The sequence below is a fragment of the Euzebya sp. genome (assembly GCF_964222135.1).
In the GTDB taxonomy this organism is placed as follows: domain Bacteria; phylum Actinomycetota; class Nitriliruptoria; order Euzebyales; family Euzebyaceae; genus Euzebya.
Genome location: NZ_CAXQBR010000078.1, coordinates 31404 through 48216, shown reverse-complemented (window position 1 = coordinate 48216; position 16813 = coordinate 31404). Strand labels below are relative to the sequence as shown.

At 74.5% G+C, this 16813-nt stretch carries 17 protein-coding genes; 5 read left to right on the top strand and 12 right to left on the bottom strand.

Going from position 1 to position 16813, the window contains the following annotated elements; translation table 11 throughout:
* The 9 genes from ACEQ2X_RS17405 to ACEQ2X_RS17365 all read right to left on the bottom strand — a co-directional run.
* A partial coding sequence (locus ACEQ2X_RS17405) for an aldehyde dehydrogenase family protein (RefSeq protein ID WP_370327109.1) occupies positions 1 to 1071 on the bottom strand: 1071 nt, incomplete at its 3' end.
* Positions 1068 to 1682, bottom strand: a complete 615-nt coding sequence (locus ACEQ2X_RS17400; protein ID WP_370327108.1) for a thiamine pyrophosphate-dependent enzyme — start codon at positions 1680 to 1682, stop codon at positions 1068 to 1070. The genes ACEQ2X_RS17405 and ACEQ2X_RS17400, both read right to left, overlap by 4 nt.
* Positions 1682 to 2233 (bottom strand): thiamine pyrophosphate-binding protein, encoded by a 552-nt coding sequence (locus ACEQ2X_RS17395; protein ID WP_370327107.1) that lies wholly within the window; start codon positions 2231 to 2233, stop codon positions 1682 to 1684. The genes ACEQ2X_RS17400 and ACEQ2X_RS17395 overlap by 1 nt, the downstream gene beginning before the upstream one ends.
* 136 nt (positions 2234 to 2369) lie before the next feature.
* A complete protein-coding gene (locus ACEQ2X_RS17390; protein ID WP_370327106.1) occupies positions 2370 to 3041 on the bottom strand; it encodes a GntR family transcriptional regulator in 672 nt (223 codons plus the stop codon).
* Between the two features lie 93 nt (positions 3042 to 3134).
* A complete protein-coding gene (locus ACEQ2X_RS17385; RefSeq protein WP_370327105.1) occupies positions 3135 to 4727 on the bottom strand; it encodes an L-lactate permease in 1593 nt (530 codons plus the stop codon).
* The gene (locus ACEQ2X_RS17380) at positions 4724 to 5398 is read right to left on the bottom strand and encodes a GntR family transcriptional regulator (RefSeq protein WP_370327104.1); all 675 of its coding nucleotides are present in this window, start codon (positions 5396 to 5398) and stop codon (positions 4724 to 4726) included. The genes ACEQ2X_RS17385 and ACEQ2X_RS17380 overlap by 4 nt, the downstream gene beginning before the upstream one ends.
* Complete coding sequence (locus ACEQ2X_RS17375; RefSeq protein WP_370327103.1) at positions 5398 to 6612, bottom strand: MFS transporter; 1215 nt, start codon at positions 6610 to 6612, stop codon at positions 5398 to 5400. The genes ACEQ2X_RS17380 and ACEQ2X_RS17375 overlap by 1 nt, the downstream gene beginning before the upstream one ends.
* Before the next feature lie 75 nt (positions 6613 to 6687).
* The gene (locus ACEQ2X_RS17370) at positions 6688 to 7113 is read right to left on the bottom strand and encodes a type II toxin-antitoxin system VapC family toxin (RefSeq protein WP_370327102.1); all 426 of its coding nucleotides are present in this window, start codon (positions 7111 to 7113) and stop codon (positions 6688 to 6690) included.
* A complete protein-coding gene (locus tag ACEQ2X_RS17365; RefSeq protein WP_370327110.1) occupies positions 7110 to 7313 on the bottom strand; it encodes an antitoxin in 204 nt (67 codons plus the stop codon). Before ACEQ2X_RS17365 ends, ACEQ2X_RS17370 begins: the two co-directional genes overlap by 4 nt.
* 98 nt (positions 7314 to 7411) lie before the next feature.
* On the opposite strand from ACEQ2X_RS17365, the gene ACEQ2X_RS17360 reads away from it, so the two are divergent.
* From ACEQ2X_RS17360 to ACEQ2X_RS17345, 4 genes are all read left to right on the top strand, one after another.
* Entirely contained in the window at positions 7412 to 7534 is a 123-nt protein-coding gene (locus ACEQ2X_RS17360; protein WP_370327101.1) for a hypothetical protein, read from the top strand.
* 47 nt (positions 7535 to 7581) lie between these two features.
* Entirely contained in the window at positions 7582 to 10383 is a 2802-nt protein-coding gene (locus ACEQ2X_RS17355; RefSeq protein WP_370327100.1) for a hypothetical protein, read from the top strand.
* Complete coding sequence (locus ACEQ2X_RS17350; protein WP_370327099.1) at positions 10380 to 12011, top strand: phytoene desaturase family protein; 1632 nt, start codon at positions 10380 to 10382, stop codon at positions 12009 to 12011. Before ACEQ2X_RS17355 ends, ACEQ2X_RS17350 begins: the two co-directional genes overlap by 4 nt.
* Before the next feature lie 99 nt (positions 12012 to 12110).
* Positions 12111 to 13508 carry a DUF222 domain-containing protein gene (locus ACEQ2X_RS17345; protein ID WP_370327098.1) on the top strand — a complete coding sequence of 466 codons (1398 nt, stop codon included), beginning with the start codon at positions 12111 to 12113 and terminating at the stop codon, positions 13506 to 13508.
* 84 nt (positions 13509 to 13592) lie between these two features.
* Here ACEQ2X_RS17345 and ACEQ2X_RS17340 read toward each other — a convergent pair whose 3' ends face one another.
* Positions 13593 to 14162: a M23 family metallopeptidase gene (locus tag ACEQ2X_RS17340; RefSeq protein ID WP_370327097.1), complete on the bottom strand. Its 570-nt coding sequence runs from the start codon at positions 14160 to 14162 to the stop codon at positions 13593 to 13595.
* Positions 14163 to 14323: 161 nt separating this feature from the next.
* A complete protein-coding gene (locus ACEQ2X_RS17335; RefSeq protein ID WP_370327096.1) occupies positions 14324 to 14617 on the bottom strand; it encodes a hypothetical protein in 294 nt (97 codons plus the stop codon).
* A 270-nt stretch (positions 14618 to 14887) separates the two neighbouring features.
* Between ACEQ2X_RS17335 and ACEQ2X_RS17330 the strand changes: the two genes are divergently transcribed.
* The gene (locus ACEQ2X_RS17330) at positions 14888 to 15736 is read left to right on the top strand and encodes a hypothetical protein (RefSeq protein WP_370327095.1); all 849 of its coding nucleotides are present in this window, start codon (positions 14888 to 14890) and stop codon (positions 15734 to 15736) included.
* A gap of 58 nt (positions 15737 to 15794) precedes the next feature.
* Here ACEQ2X_RS17330 and ACEQ2X_RS17325 read toward each other — a convergent pair whose 3' ends face one another.
* A complete protein-coding gene (locus ACEQ2X_RS17325) occupies positions 15795 to 16796 on the bottom strand; it encodes a PASTA domain-containing protein (protein ID WP_370327094.1) in 1002 nt (333 codons plus the stop codon).
* Positions 16797 to 16813: the final 17 nt, after the last annotated feature.

Here is a 16813-nt window from a genome sequence, read left to right as displayed (position 1 = left end):
CCGCCGTCCGCCGGTGAGGAGGCGGGCGCCGCGCTGCACGGCCTCGGCGACCCAGGACCGCACCCGGTCGGCGGACTCGTCGTCGCGGAGGGACGCGACCGTGGTGGCGGGGTCGTCGGGGTCGCCGTCGCCCAGCTCGGCGACCGCGGCGACGAGGCGGCGAGCGACCTCCTCGGCGACGTCGCGGTGGGCGATGATCCGCTGCACCGACGTGCACGCCTGCCCGGCGCCGGCGAAGCCCTTCGCGGTGCACGCGCCCACCGCCCGGTCGAGGTCGGCGTCGGCGTGGATGATCACGGGGCTGTTGCCGCCGAGCTCGAGCATGACGTCGCGGATGCCGGCGGCCGCGCGGATGTGCCGACCCGTCTCGACGCTGCCCGTGAAGGTGATCAGGTCGACGTCGGGGTTGGCGACCAGCGCCTGTCCGAGACCGCCCCCGACGACGACGCTGAACCAGGCCGCGGGCAGGCCGGCGGCGAGCAGCAGGTCGCGCAGCGCGAGGGCCGTGCACGGGGTGGCGTCCGGCGGCTTGAGGACGACGGCGTTCCCGGCGGCGAGGGCCGGACCGACCTTGTGGGCCGCCAGGTTGAGGGGCGCGTTGGTCGGGGTGATGGCCGCGACCACGCCGACGGGTTCGCGGAGGGTGAACGCCAGCCGGCCCTCCCCGGCGGCTGCGGCGTCGAGGGGGATCGCCTCACCGGTGATCCGCAGCGCCTCCCCGGCGCTCCACCGCAGCGTCTCGGCGGTCCGGGCGACCTCGCCGGCGGCGGCACGGCGGGGCTTGCCCGCTTCGCGGACGAGGAGGCGGGTCAGGTCCTCGGCGGCGTCGTCGACCAGGTCGGCGGCGGTGTCGAGCACCGCGGACCGGCGGTGGGCGGGCAGCGGGTCGGCGAGCGCGGCACGGGCAAGCCGGACCGCGGACTGCACGTCCTCGGCGCTGGCGCGGGCGACCCAGAAGGCGGTGTCGCCGCGGTAGGGGTCCTGGACGGGGAGGAGCGGGCGGTCGGGGGCAGGCCCCTCCCCCACCGCGAGGGCGAACCGCGCGTCGAGCGTGGCCGCGGGGGGTGTCACGCGACCGCTCCGGTTGCCGTTCCGCTCGCCGTTCCGCTGGCCAGGTCGGTGAACTCCTCGGTGCGGACGAAGCGGCGGCGCAGCGCGGCGAGCGGCTTGACCCGGTCGGCGGGGGTCGGGAGGGTGTCGACGACCAGGCACCACGGCCCGGGGGAGGTGAGGGCCTCGTCGATCGTGGTCGTGAAGGCGTCGAGGTCCGCGACGGTCCGGACGGCCGGGATGCCGCAGCCCGTCGCGACGGCGGCGAGGTCGGTGGCCCCGTCGGTCGTGGCCGTGGGTTGGCCGCCGGTCAGCTCGAAGCTGCGGTTGTCCCAGACGATCGTGATCAGGTTCGGCGGGGCCAGCGAGCCGATGCTCGCGAGGGCGCCCAAGTTCATCAGCACGCCGCCGTCGCCCTCCATGGCGACGACGCGTCGGTCCGGACGGCCGAGGGCCACCCCCAGGCCGATGGAGGGAGCCAGGCCCATCCCGCCCCACAGGTAGACGTTCCCCGGGCGGTCGCCGGCGTCGTACAGGTCGTAGGCGGGGTTCCCGAGGGCGGCCACGACGAGGTCGGTGTCGGCCAGGCGGGCGACCAGCTCGGTGACGGCGGCGGCGCGGTCGACGGCCATCAGGCGACCCCTCCCCGGCGTCCCTTGATCATGCCGGCGGTGACGTGCAGGACGACGACCTGGCGTGAGGTGAAGGCGAGCTCGGCGGCGAGGCGCGTCGTCTCCTCCACATCCTCGGCGTCGGTCAGGGGCACGCAGCGGACGGCCATCGCGTCGAGCACCCGTGGCAGCGCCGCGCCGAAGGGGACCTGGGTCGAGACGGTCTCACCCAGTCCGCCGCGCTCGGTGACGACCAGCAGGAGCGGGATGCGCTGGGCCATCGCGACCGACCCGATCGCGTTGAGGCTGTTGCCCATCCCGCTCGCCTGCATCATCAGCGCGGACCGGCGTCCGGCGAGGTTCAGCCCGACGGCGATGCCCACCCCCTCCTCCTCGCGGGTGAGGGGGATCGTGACCAGCCCGTCGCGCTGCTCGGCGTCGGTGACCACCGTCGCGAGCGGCTTGTCGGGGAGGTAGGGCAGGTGGGTGACGCCAGCGGCCTCCAGGCCGTCGAGGAGGGTGGCGGTCCAACTGCGGGGCGGTGCGTCGACTGGTGCGACGAGAGCGGTCATCGATGTCCCTCTGCCGGGGGTGGGGATCCAGACACTCCACCCATCCGAGGGACTTGTCAACGGTATACAAGATACGAGATACCGGATTTTCCACGATGGAAACACCCCCGTCACATCCGAGGGGATGCGGGGGACGTCAGCCGGTCAGGCCGGCGACGTGCTCGCGGTAGAGCCGTTCTGCGGTGGCGCAGTGCCGGCGCATGGTGGCGGTGGCCGCGTCGGCGTCGCCCGCGGCGATCGCGTCGACCAGGGCGCGGTGGTCCTCCCACGAGCGGAGGCCGCGCATCCGCACGACCGGGCTCAGGTACCAGCGCAGCCGCTTCTTCATCAGCGTGGTGACCTCGTCGAGGACCGCGTTGGCCGCGATGCGCCCGACCTCCTCGTGGAACGCGCTGTTCGTGGCGAGGCTGGCCTTGAGGTCATCTCGGGCCATCTGCGCGCTGCCCTGTGCCACCAGATCCCTCAGGATGTCCACGTCGGCCTCGGTCGCGTTCATCGCGGCCAGGCGGGCCGCCTCGACCTTGAGGACGGTCCGGACCTGGAAGAAGTCCTCGATCTCCTTCCGGGTCGGGCGGTGCACGACCGCGCCCTGCCGCGGTCGCAGGTCCACCCAGCCGGAGTGGGCGAGCAGGGTGAGGGCCTCGCGGACGGGGTTGCGGCTGACCGAGAGCTGCTCGGCGAGCTCCGCTTCGAGCAGCCGGGCGCCGGGCGCGAGGGTGCCGTCGATGACGAGCTCCTCGAGGGTCTCATAGACCCGGTCGCGGAGCACGGGCGACTGCTCGAGGGGCGGGATGCGGACCTCGCTCACGGCAGTACCTCCTCGCGCTGACGTTCGACGGGAGGGACCCCCCGTTGCTGACGTATCAGGTATACGCGATGCGGGCGGCGGAGGTGGGTCGGGTCACACGCGCAGCAGCGTGATGAGCGCCGCGACGGCGAACAGCACCCCCGCCGCGGGCAGGCAGCGCCGCAGGACGGTCCCGAGCACGTCGGGGTCGCCGATCGTGGTCGCGCCGATGAGGATCACGACGGGCGCCACCGCGTTGCCGACGTTGCCCCCGACGGTCTGGGCGGCGAGCAGGACGGTCGGCGCGACGTCGAGGCGCTCGGCGATCTGCAGCTGCAGCCCCGCGAAGAGCGCGTTCGACGTCGTGGTGGATCCCGTGATGAACGAGCCGATGCCGCCCACCACCGGCGACAGGGCCGGGAAGGTGCCACGGGCCACGCCGGCGATCCCCTCGGCCAGGACCGCCACCATGCCCGTGTCCGCCATGACCGTGGCGAGGACGGCCAGGCTGGCGATCGACGTCGAGCTCTTCGGCAGCGACGCGAGCCACGGCCGGAGGATGCGGTTCCCGCCCGGGCCGAGGAGCCCGACGGCGCGGTACGTCAGGTACCCCAGGGCCGCGGCCAGGGCGACGTAGGACCCCGGGTGGCCGAGCAGGGCGATCGGGGTGTAGTCGGTGACCGCGGCGTTGACCCACCCGAGGCCCGTCGCCGTCTCGCCGAAGCCGGGCGCGACGAGCAGGTTGGCTCGGACCCAGCTGCGCGACGCCGGGACGAGGAACACCGGGAGCGCCGTGAGGAGCAACCAGAGGTAGGGGGCGAAGGCGGCGATCGAGGTGGTCGCAGAGGTCCGCTGCCCCTCGTCCAGGACCGGGTGGTCCGCGCTGGCACCGAGGATCGGTCGCGTGCGCCGATCGGCTCCGCGGAGCGACGAGAGGACGAGGACGGTGGCCAGACCGACCGTGCCGGCGGCGAGGCTGGCGACCGCGGGGACGACGAGGGCCACGCCGACGAGCGCACCACCCATGGCCGCGCCGGCGACGACGAGCATGCGCAGTCCCTCCCGGACCGCGGCGAGACCGCCGTCCAGCCACAGCACCAGGGCGCCCGCGACCACGCAGTGGATCGCGAGCGCCGTCGAGGCGAGCAGCGCGAACGCCGTCTGGTCGGCCAGCCCGAGCTCCGCGGTCAGGGCGGCCATGTAGAACGACGAGCCCATCGACCCGAACGTGACCGACCAGTGGTAGCCGATGAGCGGGTAGACGACGGCGCGGACCGGGGACCACCCGGCGGCGAGCAGCAGGGGCGCGCTGACCGCGATCGGTGTGCCGAACCCGGCCACGCCCTGGATGAACGAGGGGAGGACCCAGGCGAGGAGGAGGAGGCGCTCGCGACGCCGGGGCAGGAGCGCGGCGACGGTCCGGCCGATCTGCTCGAGACCGCCGGCGCGGGCCACGCCGTACAGGAGCAGCGCGGGCCAGACGACGCAGAGGATCCAGAGCCCGAGCCACAGGCCCTTCCCGACCGCCACGCCGAGGACCGCGCCGCCGGCGTCGAAGGCCGTCACCCCGATGACCGCGGTGAGGACCGCGACGGCCAGCGCGGCGTGGTGGGTCGCGATGCGCCGCACCAGCGCGGTGGCGAACAGCACCACGACAGGGGTCGCGGCGAGGAGCCACGTCACGGGCGTGACCGCGGAGGCGTTCACGTCCGGTCGGCGGGGTCCGCGGCGGCGGTGTCGCGGTACAGCTCGGCGGTGGCGCGCGTGTGGTCCCGGCTGACCTGCGCGGCGGCGCCGGTGTCGTGGGCGTCGAGGGCATCGATGAGCCGGGCGTGCTCCTCCCAGGACCCCGCGCCGCGGGCGGTGGCGACAGAGCTGAAGTACCACCGCAGACGCTTCTTCATCAGGGCGAGGACCTCGTCGAGCACCCGGTTGTCGGCGACCCGTCCGACCCGCGCGTGGAACGCGGCGTTGGCCGTGGACATCCCGGCCGGATCCTCCGCGGCGACGCTGACCCACCCGTCCGCGAGCAGACCTCGGAGGTCCGCGACGTCGCCGGGCGTCGCCTTGACCGCGGCCAGCCGCGCGGACTCCTCCTCGAGCGCCCCGCGGACGGTGAAGAAGTCGTCGACCTCCTTCGCCGTCGGGGTGTGGACGACCGCGCCGATGCGCGGCCGCAGATCGACCCAGCCCGAGTGGGCCAGCATGGTCAGCGCCTCGCGGACCGGGTTGCGGCTGACGTCCAGCTGCTCGGCGAGCTCGCCTTCGAGCAGCCGGGAGCCCGGCGCGAGCGTCCGGTCGATGATCAGCTCCTCGAGGGTCGCGTAGACCCGGTCGCGGAGGATCGGCGGCTGCTCCAGGGGGTGCAGGCGGCCCATCACGATCCTCCCGTCGCGGGCACGGTGGTCGGCGCGGCCGTGCGGAGGTGCGCCACCCGCAGCATCCCCGCCGCCACCAGGCCCCACGCGGCGGTCGCGCCCCACCCGACGGTGTAGGACCACCGGTCGACGACCAGCCCGAAGGCCAACGGCGCGAGCACCCCTCCGACCGAGGAGCTCGAGAGCACGAGGCCGGTGATCGTCCCGGGCGCCGCGGTCAGCAGACGCGTGACCGAGAGGTAGAACAGGCCGTTGTAGCCCCACGCGCCGGCGGCGACGACCAGCGCGCCGGCCACGACCGGTCCGGGTCGCGACAGGGCCAGCAGGACGAAGCCGAGGCTGCCGACCCCGAGCATCGCCGCGACCATCCCGAGTTGGTGGCCGCTGCGCCGGTCGGCCACCAGCCCGACGGTGAGGCGCGAGGCGACCGCGAGGGCGCTGGCCGCGGAGAGCACCAGTCCGGCTGTCGCCGGGGACAGACCGGCCTCGACGCCACCGTCGACCACGAACGTGGCGAACACCTTCACCGCGCCGAAGCCGAGCGCCGCGCCGATCAGCAGGGGCACCCGCACCGACCGGTCGAGGGTCGGCCGGGCGCCGGCGGCGCGCGGGCGGTCGGATGCGACGGGAGGCGGTGTCCGGCCCTCGCTCGCGTCCTCCGCGGGCGATCGGAGGAGGTGGACCAACAACAGGACGGTGGCGACGGCCGCGACGGCGTAGGCCCACCGCCACCCCACCGTCAGCGCGATGGCCGGCACGGCCAACCCGCCCTGCAAGCCCGCGATCGGCTTGGAGGACTGGTAGATGCCGAAGACGAGCCCCTGGCGGCGCTCGCCGACGACCCGGGAGAGCAGCCGGCTGGCCGCCGGTTGGCCGAGGGCGTTGGCGACGCCCGCCAGCGACAGCGCGACGGTCAGGCCGACGACGTCGGTGACGAGCGTGGCGAGGAGGACCGAGCTGGCGAGCGCGATGCCGGTCGCGATCCGCAGCGCGGCCGCGGCGCCGATCCGGTCCGCGCGTCGCCCGAGCGATCGGGAGCAGAGCGCCTGGGCGGCGACGAAGGCCGACATGGCGACGCCGATCGCGCTCACGTCGAGGGCCAGGTCCTCGCGCAGTTGGGTGACCATCCCGCCGGTGAGGAACACCGGCAGCACGCAGACGACGACGACCGCGGTGGCCACCACCGTCGGGCCTGCATCTCGTCGACCGGACATGCGGGACATGCTACGCGTCCTCGGCATGTCGTATACATCATGCACGCGGTCCCGCGACGACCGTGGACGCGGAGGTCAACGAGGTCGGCGCACCACGACACCCTCGAACCGGCCGAAGTCGGTGTCGTAGCTGACCACGTCCGCACCGTGCTCCACCGCCAGGGCGGCCAGGTGCGCATCGTTGACGAGGTTCCCGCCGGTCCCGACCTCTGCGAGGAGGCCGGCCAGGACCGTCACGTGGCGTGTCGTGGGCTCGACGACGACCGCCGCCGGGTGTGACACCCAGGCCTCGACCTGGGCCAGCGCCTCCGCGACCGGCAGCGGCGAGGGGAACAGCCCGATCTTGGTCGACAGCCGCACGAATGCCAGGAGCGCGATCCAGGCGAACCCCACCGGACGTCCGGCGTTGAGCTCGCCGTCCAACCAGTCGGCCGCCTCGGCGTGGTGGGGCGCATCGGCGTTGACGGCGTAGAGCAGGACGTTCGCGTCGACCAGGGTCACTTGCCGACCCGCATCCGACGGATGAGCTCCTCATCCTCGAGCTCACCGGCGATCTGGAGGGCCCGGTCGAGGTTCACGGCTGGCGTGCCCATGGGGACCGCACGCGTGCGGAACGGCTCGGCGGGGCTCGGCGACCTGGTCAGCCCTGCTCGGATGGCGCTGTTCACCGCCTCCTTGAACGTCACCCCGCGCCGTCGCATCTCCTGGCGCACGAGCGCTGCGGTGTCGGGATCGAGCGTGATCGTGGTGCGCACGGACGCATCATAGCATCACGATCGCTGCATCATGATGCACCGGCATGACCGCCATGAACGTCGAGGCCGTCGTCCAGGAGGCCATCACCTCGGCCCTGTCCGATGCGGACGGCCCCGACCCGTCGTGCCCGGACGGGGTGCTGACGGCTGGCAGCCGGCGGTTCTAGGATCCGACCACGAGCGACCTCCGGTGGAGGGAGGGTCAGCGGTGGCGGTGGGACGCACAGCCGGGACAGGAGCACGAGGGCAGGGCTGGACCAGGCCCGACTGGGAGTACCCGGAGTACCCCGACGGGTCGGTCGTCGAGGTGCGGGTGCACGGCGTGGGCGGGGCGACCCCGCAGGACATGACCGGGGACCTGTCGCCCGTGCTGGTCGGCGGGGACGACAAGGCCGGGTTCTGGCGAGCCCACGACCCGGTCGTCGGCGAGCTCGGCCCGACGCCCCCGGACCGCGACCCCGGCGCCGACCCACCCCTCCACGTCCGCGAGGTCCTCGCCTGGGGTGGTCAGACCTCCGGGTCGGTCCGCCACGCCTTCTGGGTGCTGCTCCTCCCCTTCGCGCTGTTCAACCTCGCCGGGCGGATGCACGCGAGCGACGACGCCGCCCGCCACACCCTCCGCCGTGGTGCCGCCCACCGGGCGGTCTGCCGCGTGCTCGCGCTCACCATGACCCTGGTCGTGACCGGCACGGTCTGCGGGATCGGGATGGACCTGCTGGCCCTGCAGTGCGGTGGGTTCGGCGCCGCGTGCCTGGGGGGCACCGAGGGCGCGCCGGTCTGGCTGGCCCCGTTCCGGCTGTTCGCCGACGACGTCCTCGGCCGCCTCGGCGTGGCCGCGGTCATCGCCGCCGCGTTCGTCATCGGGCTGTGGCGCGCCGGGCGCTACGCGACGATCCAGCTGGAGGGCACGCCGCCCACCGGCCGCCCATCCGCGGGGGACGCCGAGCCGACCGCGTTGACCGACCCGCAGTTCTGGAACGGCGCGTGGCCGGCCTCGCGCCTCCGCGCCCTGCACGTCAGCGCCGGCCTCGCCTGGGTGACGGGATCGCTGTCGCTGTCGGCCTGGGCGGTCCTCGGCGACCTCGACGCGGGTGCCGGCACCCGGGCCGCCTGGCTGGCCGCCGCGGTGGCCAGCGCCGCGGTGGTGCTGGCCGCGGGCGTCGTGGTGGCGCTCCCGGCCATCGTCGTCCCGCGGCCGGACCGGCGGCTCGGCAGGGCCCTGACCCTCCTCCGGCTGGGAGGGATGGGCCTGCTCGGCGTGGTGTGCGGCATGACGCTGCTCGACGGGATCGCCGCCGGCGCGCCGGGCTGGAAGGTCGTCGGCCTGGTCGGTGGGGCGGGGTTGGTCGGGTGGTGGCTGCGGCGGTCACGCGCCACTCCGTCGTCGGACACCCCGGAAGCCGTGCCCGCCCCCGACACGCGGGCGTTCGGGCCCAACTGGCGGCTGGCGGTCGGCGGGGTCCTGCTGGGCTGGGGGCTGACGTGGCCGCTCGTGGGCGTGACCGGGGCCTCCGCGTCGTACGCGGCGCCGGCGACGCTGACGAGCGACGGGATGGCGTTCGGACCGTTCGGGGCGAGCCTGTTCCCGGGGGTCTTCGCCGGCCCGTACCTGTGGCTGCTGGCGGTGGCGGTCCTCCAGGTGGTGCTGGTCGCCGCCCTGGCCGTCACGTCGTTCGAGCGGGTCCCCCGCCGGCGGGCGGACCACGGGCCGCTCGACACCGGACCGATCGCCGGGAACCTGTCGGCGGTGACGATCGCGGTGCTGAGCCTGTTCATGACCATGGCGGTCGGCGCGGGCATCCACGCCGCGGTGCTGGACCTGCTCGGCGAGCACGTCCCGCCGAGGGAGGCGGTCGATTTCGCCGGCGACGTCGAGCTCGTCCTGCCGTGGTGGTGGACCGCCACCGCCGTCGCGGTGGTCGTGGTGCTGCTCCTCACCTTCCTCGCGGTCGGGGTGTACGCGGGGTGGGCGGGACGGGAGGCGGACCGTCCCCCGCACGCCGACGTCCGCGCCAACCTGCGCGCCGCCTGGGGCGACGTGCCGCTGGACGACGACGGTGACGCCCGGACGGCCGACATCGGGAAGGCGTGGCTGACCTCGCGGCTGGTGCGCTTCGTGGGGGAGGTGCTCGGCGTCGTCGGCGTCGTGTCGGTCGTCGTGCTGGGTGTGCTCATCGTCGGGCCGTGGGTGCGTCGCGCGGACTGGGGTGCCTGGGGGTGGGTGCCGACCGCGTCGCTGTGGCTGGCGGTCGCCGTCCCGCTGCTGGCGGTGCGGGTGATCTGGTCGGCGACGAGGGACCGGAACCAGCGGCGGGACATCGGCCGGATCTGGGACGTCGCGACGTTCTTGCCGCGGGTCACCCACCCCTTCGCGCCGCCGTGCTACGCCGAGGCCGTCGTGCCGAACCTGCGCCAGCGCATCGAGTTCCTGACCGGGAGCCCCCACGACCTGCGGGTCCTGCTCGGCTCGCACAGCCAGGGGACGGTCGTGGCCGCGGCCGCCGTCGCCCAGCTGGACCCCGCCAGGCGCGACCGGGTGGCCCTGGTGACCTGGGGCAGCCCGCTCGCGATCCTCTACGAGCGGTTCTTCCGCGGCACGTTCACCGACGCGGAGGGGCGGACGCTGTTCGACGTCGTGGAGGGGCGGGTGCACAGCTGGCACCACCTGTTCGGCATGACCGAGCCGTTCGCCTTCCCGTTCTGGACCGTCGACGGCGTCGCCGAGCCCGACCCGGCCGCCCTGGCCCGTGGGTGGCCGCTGTTGACCGGCCTGCCGTCGGTCGCCGCCGTCGACGGCTGCGCGGCGTGCGCCGCGACCGACCTCTCGCCGCCGCGTCGGGTCGAGCTGCTGGTGGCGGATCCGGCGAGGTGGCGGCGGGCGGCCGGGCGGACCGTGCCCGTCCGCGGCCACTCGACCTACGACCACCACCCCGACGTCGAGGACCACCTCCACCACCTCGCAGGGGTGCTGGCGTCACGCGCCGGCGCGACGATGCGGCCTGCGGTGCCCGAGTGAGCGTGGTGCCACCCTCCCCCTCCCGTGCTGCTGCTGACGTCCTCGGACGGATCGGGCTGCCCGCCCCGCTGTCCGAGCTGGCCGCCCGTCGCTGGGACGTCGTGGTGGTCGGTGCCGGCCACAACGGGCTGGCCGCCGCGGCCTACCTGGCCCGGGCCGGCAAGGCGGTGCTGGTGCTCGAGGCCCGCGAGCGCATCGGCGGCGCCTGCACCCTCGAGGAGCCGTGGCCCGGCTACCGGGTCTCGCCGTGCGCCTACCTCGCCGGGCTGCTGCACCCGCTGGTGATCGACGAGCTCGGGCTGGTCGCGCGAGGGTTCCGCTGGACCGCGGCCGAGGGCGGCATGTTCGTCCCCTTCGAGGACGGCTCGTCGGTGCAGCTGTGGGAGGACCACGACCGCTGCGTCGCCGAGCTGCGCCGGTTCGCGCCCGCCGATGTCGACGGGTACCGGGCGATGGGTTCGCTGGTGTCCCGGGCGGCGGATGCGCTCCGCCCGCTGTCGGAGGCCGATGGGTGGCTGGGCGACGTGTGGATCGGCGACGCACCGACCCGCGAGCAGCTGATGGACCGCGTCGACGGCGACCCGGACGTGCACGGGCTGCTGTTCGAGTGGTCCCAGGCTGAGCTCCTCGACCGGTACCTGACCGACGAGCGGCTCAAGCTCGCCCTCATGGGCCAGGGCGTCATCGGCACCAACGCGAGCCCCTTCGACCCCGGGACCGCGTCGATCCACTTCCACCACTCCTCCGGCCGGATCGATCCCGACAAGCCGGGGACGTGGGGCTTCGTCGAGGGAGGGATGGGGATGGTCTCCTTCCTGCTGCACGACGCGGCGGTCGAGGCCGGCGCGGTGGTCGCCGCCGGCGTGCCGGTCGCGGCGATCGACCCTGGCGCGGGGGTGCGGTTGGACGACGGGACGCTGGTGGCCGCACCGGTGGTCGTGGCGAACGCCGATCCCGTCGTGACGCGCCGGCTGCTCGGTGACGCGGCGGAGGAGGGGTGGGCGGCCGCCGTCGAGGCCGTGCCGATCGAGGGGTGCACGGTCAAGGTCTCTCTGGCACTCGCCCACGCGCCGGACTTCACCGCCCGGCCGGGCACCGACGAGCCGCACCACCGCGCCCAGATCAACACGCCGCTGTCGCGGGAGGAGTGGCAGGCCTCCTTCGACGCCGCCCGGTCGGGCCGTCTGTCGGATCGGGTGTGGACCGAGGACTACATCCAGACCGCCTTCGACCCCTCCATCGCCCCCGCGGGCCGCCACGTCATGAGCGTCTTCGCCCAGTACGTCCCCTACCGGTGGGCCGACGGGCGCGGGTGGGACGCCTGGCGGGAGCGGGTCGGCCATGTCGTCATCGAGTCGATCGGCCGGTTCACGACCGGCTTCGCCGAGTCGATCGTGGCGATGGAGGTCATGGGTCCCCCCGACATCGAGGCCGAGGTCGGCCTGACCGGCGGCCACATCTTCCAGGGCGAGTGCCTCCCCGAGCACATGTGGGACCGACGGCTGCCCGCCCGGACCCCGATGGACGGCGTGTACCTCTGCGGCGCCGGCACCTACCCGGGCGGCAGCGTGATGGCCATCAACGGCCGCAACGCCGCCATGGCCGTCCTCGCCGACCTCGACCACTGACTGCGGCGGTGACCGCTCGCGGCGGACGTCTGCTCAGCCAGCTGGAGATGTGGATGTAGGCGGCGGTGGTGTGTCGCACCCCCTGCGTATGGTGATCGCATGGTCAGGAGTGGGGTGGTGGAGCCGGTGGAGGTGACCGATCTCGTCACGGACCTCCAGCACCTCGCGGCACGGCTGGACCCTGACGCGATCGCCGATGCCGACGTGGGTGGGGTGGTGGCGGACCTCGGTCAGGCCAAGCGGCTGGTCGACGGGATGGTGACCGCGATGGCCCGCCGCACGGACACGGTCACGCTCGCCAAAGCGACCGGGACCACGCAGTCCCAGGCCCGCCAGCGGCACCGCACCTCGACCCGGCTGACCGACCAGCCCGAGGTGGCTGACGCGGTCCGCCAGGGTGCGCTGTCAGAGGCCCAGGTCGACGCGATCGCTGACGCGGTCACGGCCGCGCCGGAAGCGGCAGGGTCGCTGGTGACGGCGGCATCCCAGCAGTCGGCGGAGGATCTGCGGCGCACCTGCCGTGACACCCGAGCGAACGCCGATCCGGACCCGGAGGCAACCCGGCAGCTGCACTGGCGCCGGCGGACGTGTCGGTCGTGGCGGGAGTCTGATGGTGAGTGGAAGACGTTCATCTCCGGTCCCGCCGACTTCGGCGCCCGCTTCGACGCCGCCCTCCGCGCCGCCCACGACCACCGGTTCAGGGCTGCGCGTGCGGAGGGGCGGCGTGAGGACGATGGGGCCTACCGCTTCGACGCGCTCTTCGACGTGCTCGCCGCGGCCGGCACGACACCGGGCGTCGACGGCGACCAGGCCGGCGACGCCACCACCGATGGCGAGGCCCCTGCCAGCCCGCCCACCGGCAGTGGCCGTGGTCGCCAGCAGAAGGTCATCGTCACCGTCGACGCCGCCGCCCTGCGACGCGGCCATGCCCTCGCGGGTGAGACCTGTGACATCGCCGGCGTCGGGCGGGTGCCGGTGTCGGCGGTGCTGCCGCTCATCCCCGACGCCGAGCTGGCGGTCGTGATCCGCGACGGCGTCGACGTGGCCAACGTCACCCACCTCAGCCGTCAGGCCACCGCCCACCAGCGCACCGCGCTCGAGGCCCGGGGGTATGAATGTGAAGTACCTACCTGTAGGTCGAGCCACCTGTTGGAGATCGATCACGTCGCACCGTGGGCCGAAACCCACCGGACGGTGCTGGACCAGCTCGCCTGGCTGTGCTCGGCCCACCACCGCGAGAAGACCCGTGGCGGCTACCGGTTGACCGGCCCGCCCGGTCGACGACGATGGCTCGACCCCGATGGCCGGACCATCGCCACCGACCCCGACAACCGTCGACGAGGACACGACGACCTGACTCCTCAGCCCGACGGCTGCGGACGACGGCAGCTCACCATCGACGCGACGCTGCACCGTGGGATCGACGCTGCCGTGCAGACCCGGCGGCGACTCCTCGCCCTCCACGGCTGGCGGACCACTGCCGGCCACGACCCATGACCCGTCGATGCGGACGTCCCGGGCCTCGAGTGAGACCACCGGGCCGCCGTGGACACTGCAGCACGTGCGGGACGGCGTGTCCGGTCAGTGCGTCGCGAGGTAGGCCGCCGGGTCGACGGCGGTGTCGTCGATGCGCACCTCGAGGTGCAGGTGAGCACCGGTGGAGGCGCCGGTCGAGCCCACCGCGCCGATGACGTCGCCCGCCCCGACGGGCTGACCCGCCGCGACGGCGGTCGTCGACTGGTGGGCGTACAACGTGGTCAGTCCGCCGCCGTGGTCGATGACGACCGTGGTGCCGTACCCGCCCTGCCAAGCGGCGGAGGCGACCACGCCGTCGGCGACGGCGCGGATCGTCGTGCCGCCCGGGGCGGGGTAGTCGAACCCGTCGTGGTGCCGTGCGCTCCCCGAGATCGGGTGGGTGCGGGTGCCGAACCCCGACGTCACCTCGGCGTCGACGGGCGGAGTCCAGCCCCCGGCGGTCTCGGGTCGGACGGGGGCGACGGCCTGCCGGGCGTCAGGAGCGGCGGCCGCCTGGGCCAGCACGTCGGCAGGCGATGGCAGGGTCGGGGCGACGACGGCCGGTGGCGCGGCGGGGACCTCGGCGACGACCGGCTTGGTGGGTACGAGGGTGGGCAGGGCCAGCACGGCGGTCATCGCGAGCACGACGGTCGTGCGCAGTGGGCGGGCGTGGGTGGAGCCTGGGAAGTGGGAGGAAGACGGCATGACCCGACCGCCATCGGCACATCACGACTGCCGCTGAGCCGCCGCGCCTGCATGTCCGGCCAGGACCGCACCGCCAGCGCGATGGCGTGGCGCTACCCCTCGAGCGCCGTCAGCCGTCGGTCGACATCGCGGGCGAGGTCCCGGATGGCGTTCAGGATCGCGGTCTCCATCGTGCGGGTGCGGTCCCGCACCTCATCCCTGAGCTCGACCATGCGCCCTTCGAGCCCATCCACGCGCCCCTCGAGCCCATCGATGCGCCCCTCAAGCCCGCCCATGCGGGCCTCGAGGCGGTCCAACCGCCGGCCGTGGTCGTCGAGCTGCGCTGAGACGCTGGCGCGGAACTCCCGCAGCATCGTGCGGAGGTCGTCGTCGGGGGCACCGGCCATGCAGGGAGTCTAGGACCCTGGACGCGTCCCGGTCGCCGTCGTCCACAGCCGGACGCCGGCTGTGGCATACCCGTCGAGGTGCACTCGAGGGGGCGGAACGGGCGTCGCTGCAGATCGGGGAGGGGAACCCAGGAGATCTGACAGGATGAGGTGGTGGGGACTTCACGAGGGCGGTCCAGGACGGGGCAAGGACGTTCGGGGTCCGATCGCCGCCAACGTCGCCGCCGCAGCCGGTGGGCGCGGTCCGAGGGTCTGCGGTTCGCCCTCGCGGTGATCGGGGTGGTGGTGCTGTTCGGCGTGATGGCGATGTACCGGCCGGGCAGCGGGTCAGACGTCGAGGTCGGTGTTGCCAGCGAGGGCCCGGTCGACGTGGACGAGGAGCCCACGCCGGACCGGACCGCCGCTGCGCCGGAGCCCCCCGCAGCCGTCACGACCGCCACCCCACCGGGCACCGATGCACCAGCGACGGCCACTCCTGCCCCCTCGGACACCGCCACGGCGTCCGTCGCCGGCTCGAGGCGCGCCGTCGTGCTCGGTGACCGCTACGCCGTCGGACCCGACGGAGAGGAGGGGTACGCGACCGACCTGTCCGAGCTGACCGGCTGGGACGTCGTCGATGCCGGCGGCACCGGCGCCTACGTCGATCCGTCGGGCGACGCGTTCGCCGCCGCGGCCGAGGCGGCCATCCTCGAGACCGACCCGCCGGGGCTCATGGTCATCGCCGGCGGCGCCGACGACGCCGACGCGATCGCCGCGGTGCGACCGGCCGCCGACGAGCTGTTCGACACCATCCTGTTGACCAGCCGCGACACCCAGCTCGTCGTCGTCGGGCCGATCTGGCACGAGGGCTCCCCGCCGGCGGAGGTGCTCGCGGTGCGCGACTCGATCGAGGCGGCCGCCCGCCGCCGGAACATCCCCTTCATCGACCCGCTGGCGGAGCAGTGGATCACGGGCACCGGCACGGTCGCCGCCCCCGCCGGTGACGGCAACGCCGACCGGTCCGTTTCCGCCGACGGGACCGGCCTGACCGCCGCCGGCCAGGCCTACCTCGCCGAGCGGGTCACCGCCCGCCTCCGGGTACTTGGGTTGGCGGAGCCACCGGGCGCGCCGGCGAGCTGACCGCCGCTGCCATCCAGTTCCGGGGCCCTGTGCGAACCGGGTGAGGGGTGGGGCCTGATCAGCCGTTCAGGAGCACGTGGACGGCGCGGGCGCTCCCGCCGCGGGTCTCGAGCACCGCCACCATGGCGTCGTCCAGGTCCGCCCGGGTGCAGCGCTCGTCACCGCAGGTGAGGGGGGCGTCGGCAGCCAGGGCCACGGTCCGCAGCTGCGGGCTCTCGTTCGTGACCGTGCCGGTCGCGCTGTCGTAGCAGACGAGGTCCACGGCGATGCCGGCGTCGTCGACGCCGTCCACCAGGACGACCCACTGCCCGTCGGGGAGGGGACCCGGCCCCGGGGTGCAGCCGGACCCCGCGGGGCTGCCGGCGATTAGCTCGACGGCGAACGGCACCGGCTCGTCGTCGGAGGGGTCAGTCCGGTCCGAGGCCTCCGGCCCGGGGGTCGGGGTGGAGGGGGCAGCGGGCAGCTCGGCGGTCAGGGTGACCGCGCTGCCGGCCGGCACGAGCGCACCCGAGCGGGGCGCGACGCCGGTGACGACGGGCACACGGCCATCGGCGGTGGCGAAGACGTGCTCGCCGGCGGCCTGCAGTCCGGAGGCCTGCAGCTCGTCGATGGCGTCCTCGAGCGGCTCGCCGATGAGGTCCATCGGGACGCGCACCTGGTCGCCGGCCGCGATCGGGGCGGCCACCTCGGGCGGGAGGGGCACGACGGACGGCGTGTCGCTCACCAGCTCGGCATCCGGTCCGCCGGCCGTGGCGAGCAGGATGCCGGCGATGATCGCCAGCACCACGACGATCACCCCGATCGCCTTCGGCTCGACCGGGAGGGGCTCGGCGGGGATCGGGGCAGGCATCGTGCGCGCCTCCCGGGAGCCGTCTGCGGGAGCGACGTAGACGATCCGGGCGACGGCGCCGAGGTCGGCGGTGTCGTCGAGGTCGACCGTGCGCGGGCGCGCGGCGGGGAGCCCGAGCAGGTGCCGGTCGGTCCGCCGCATCCCGGGGTCGCGGACGCCTGCGGCCCGGTCGACGACCGGCCCGGCTGTCCGCGCACGCGTGGTGGCCATGCGGCTCTCCGATCGGC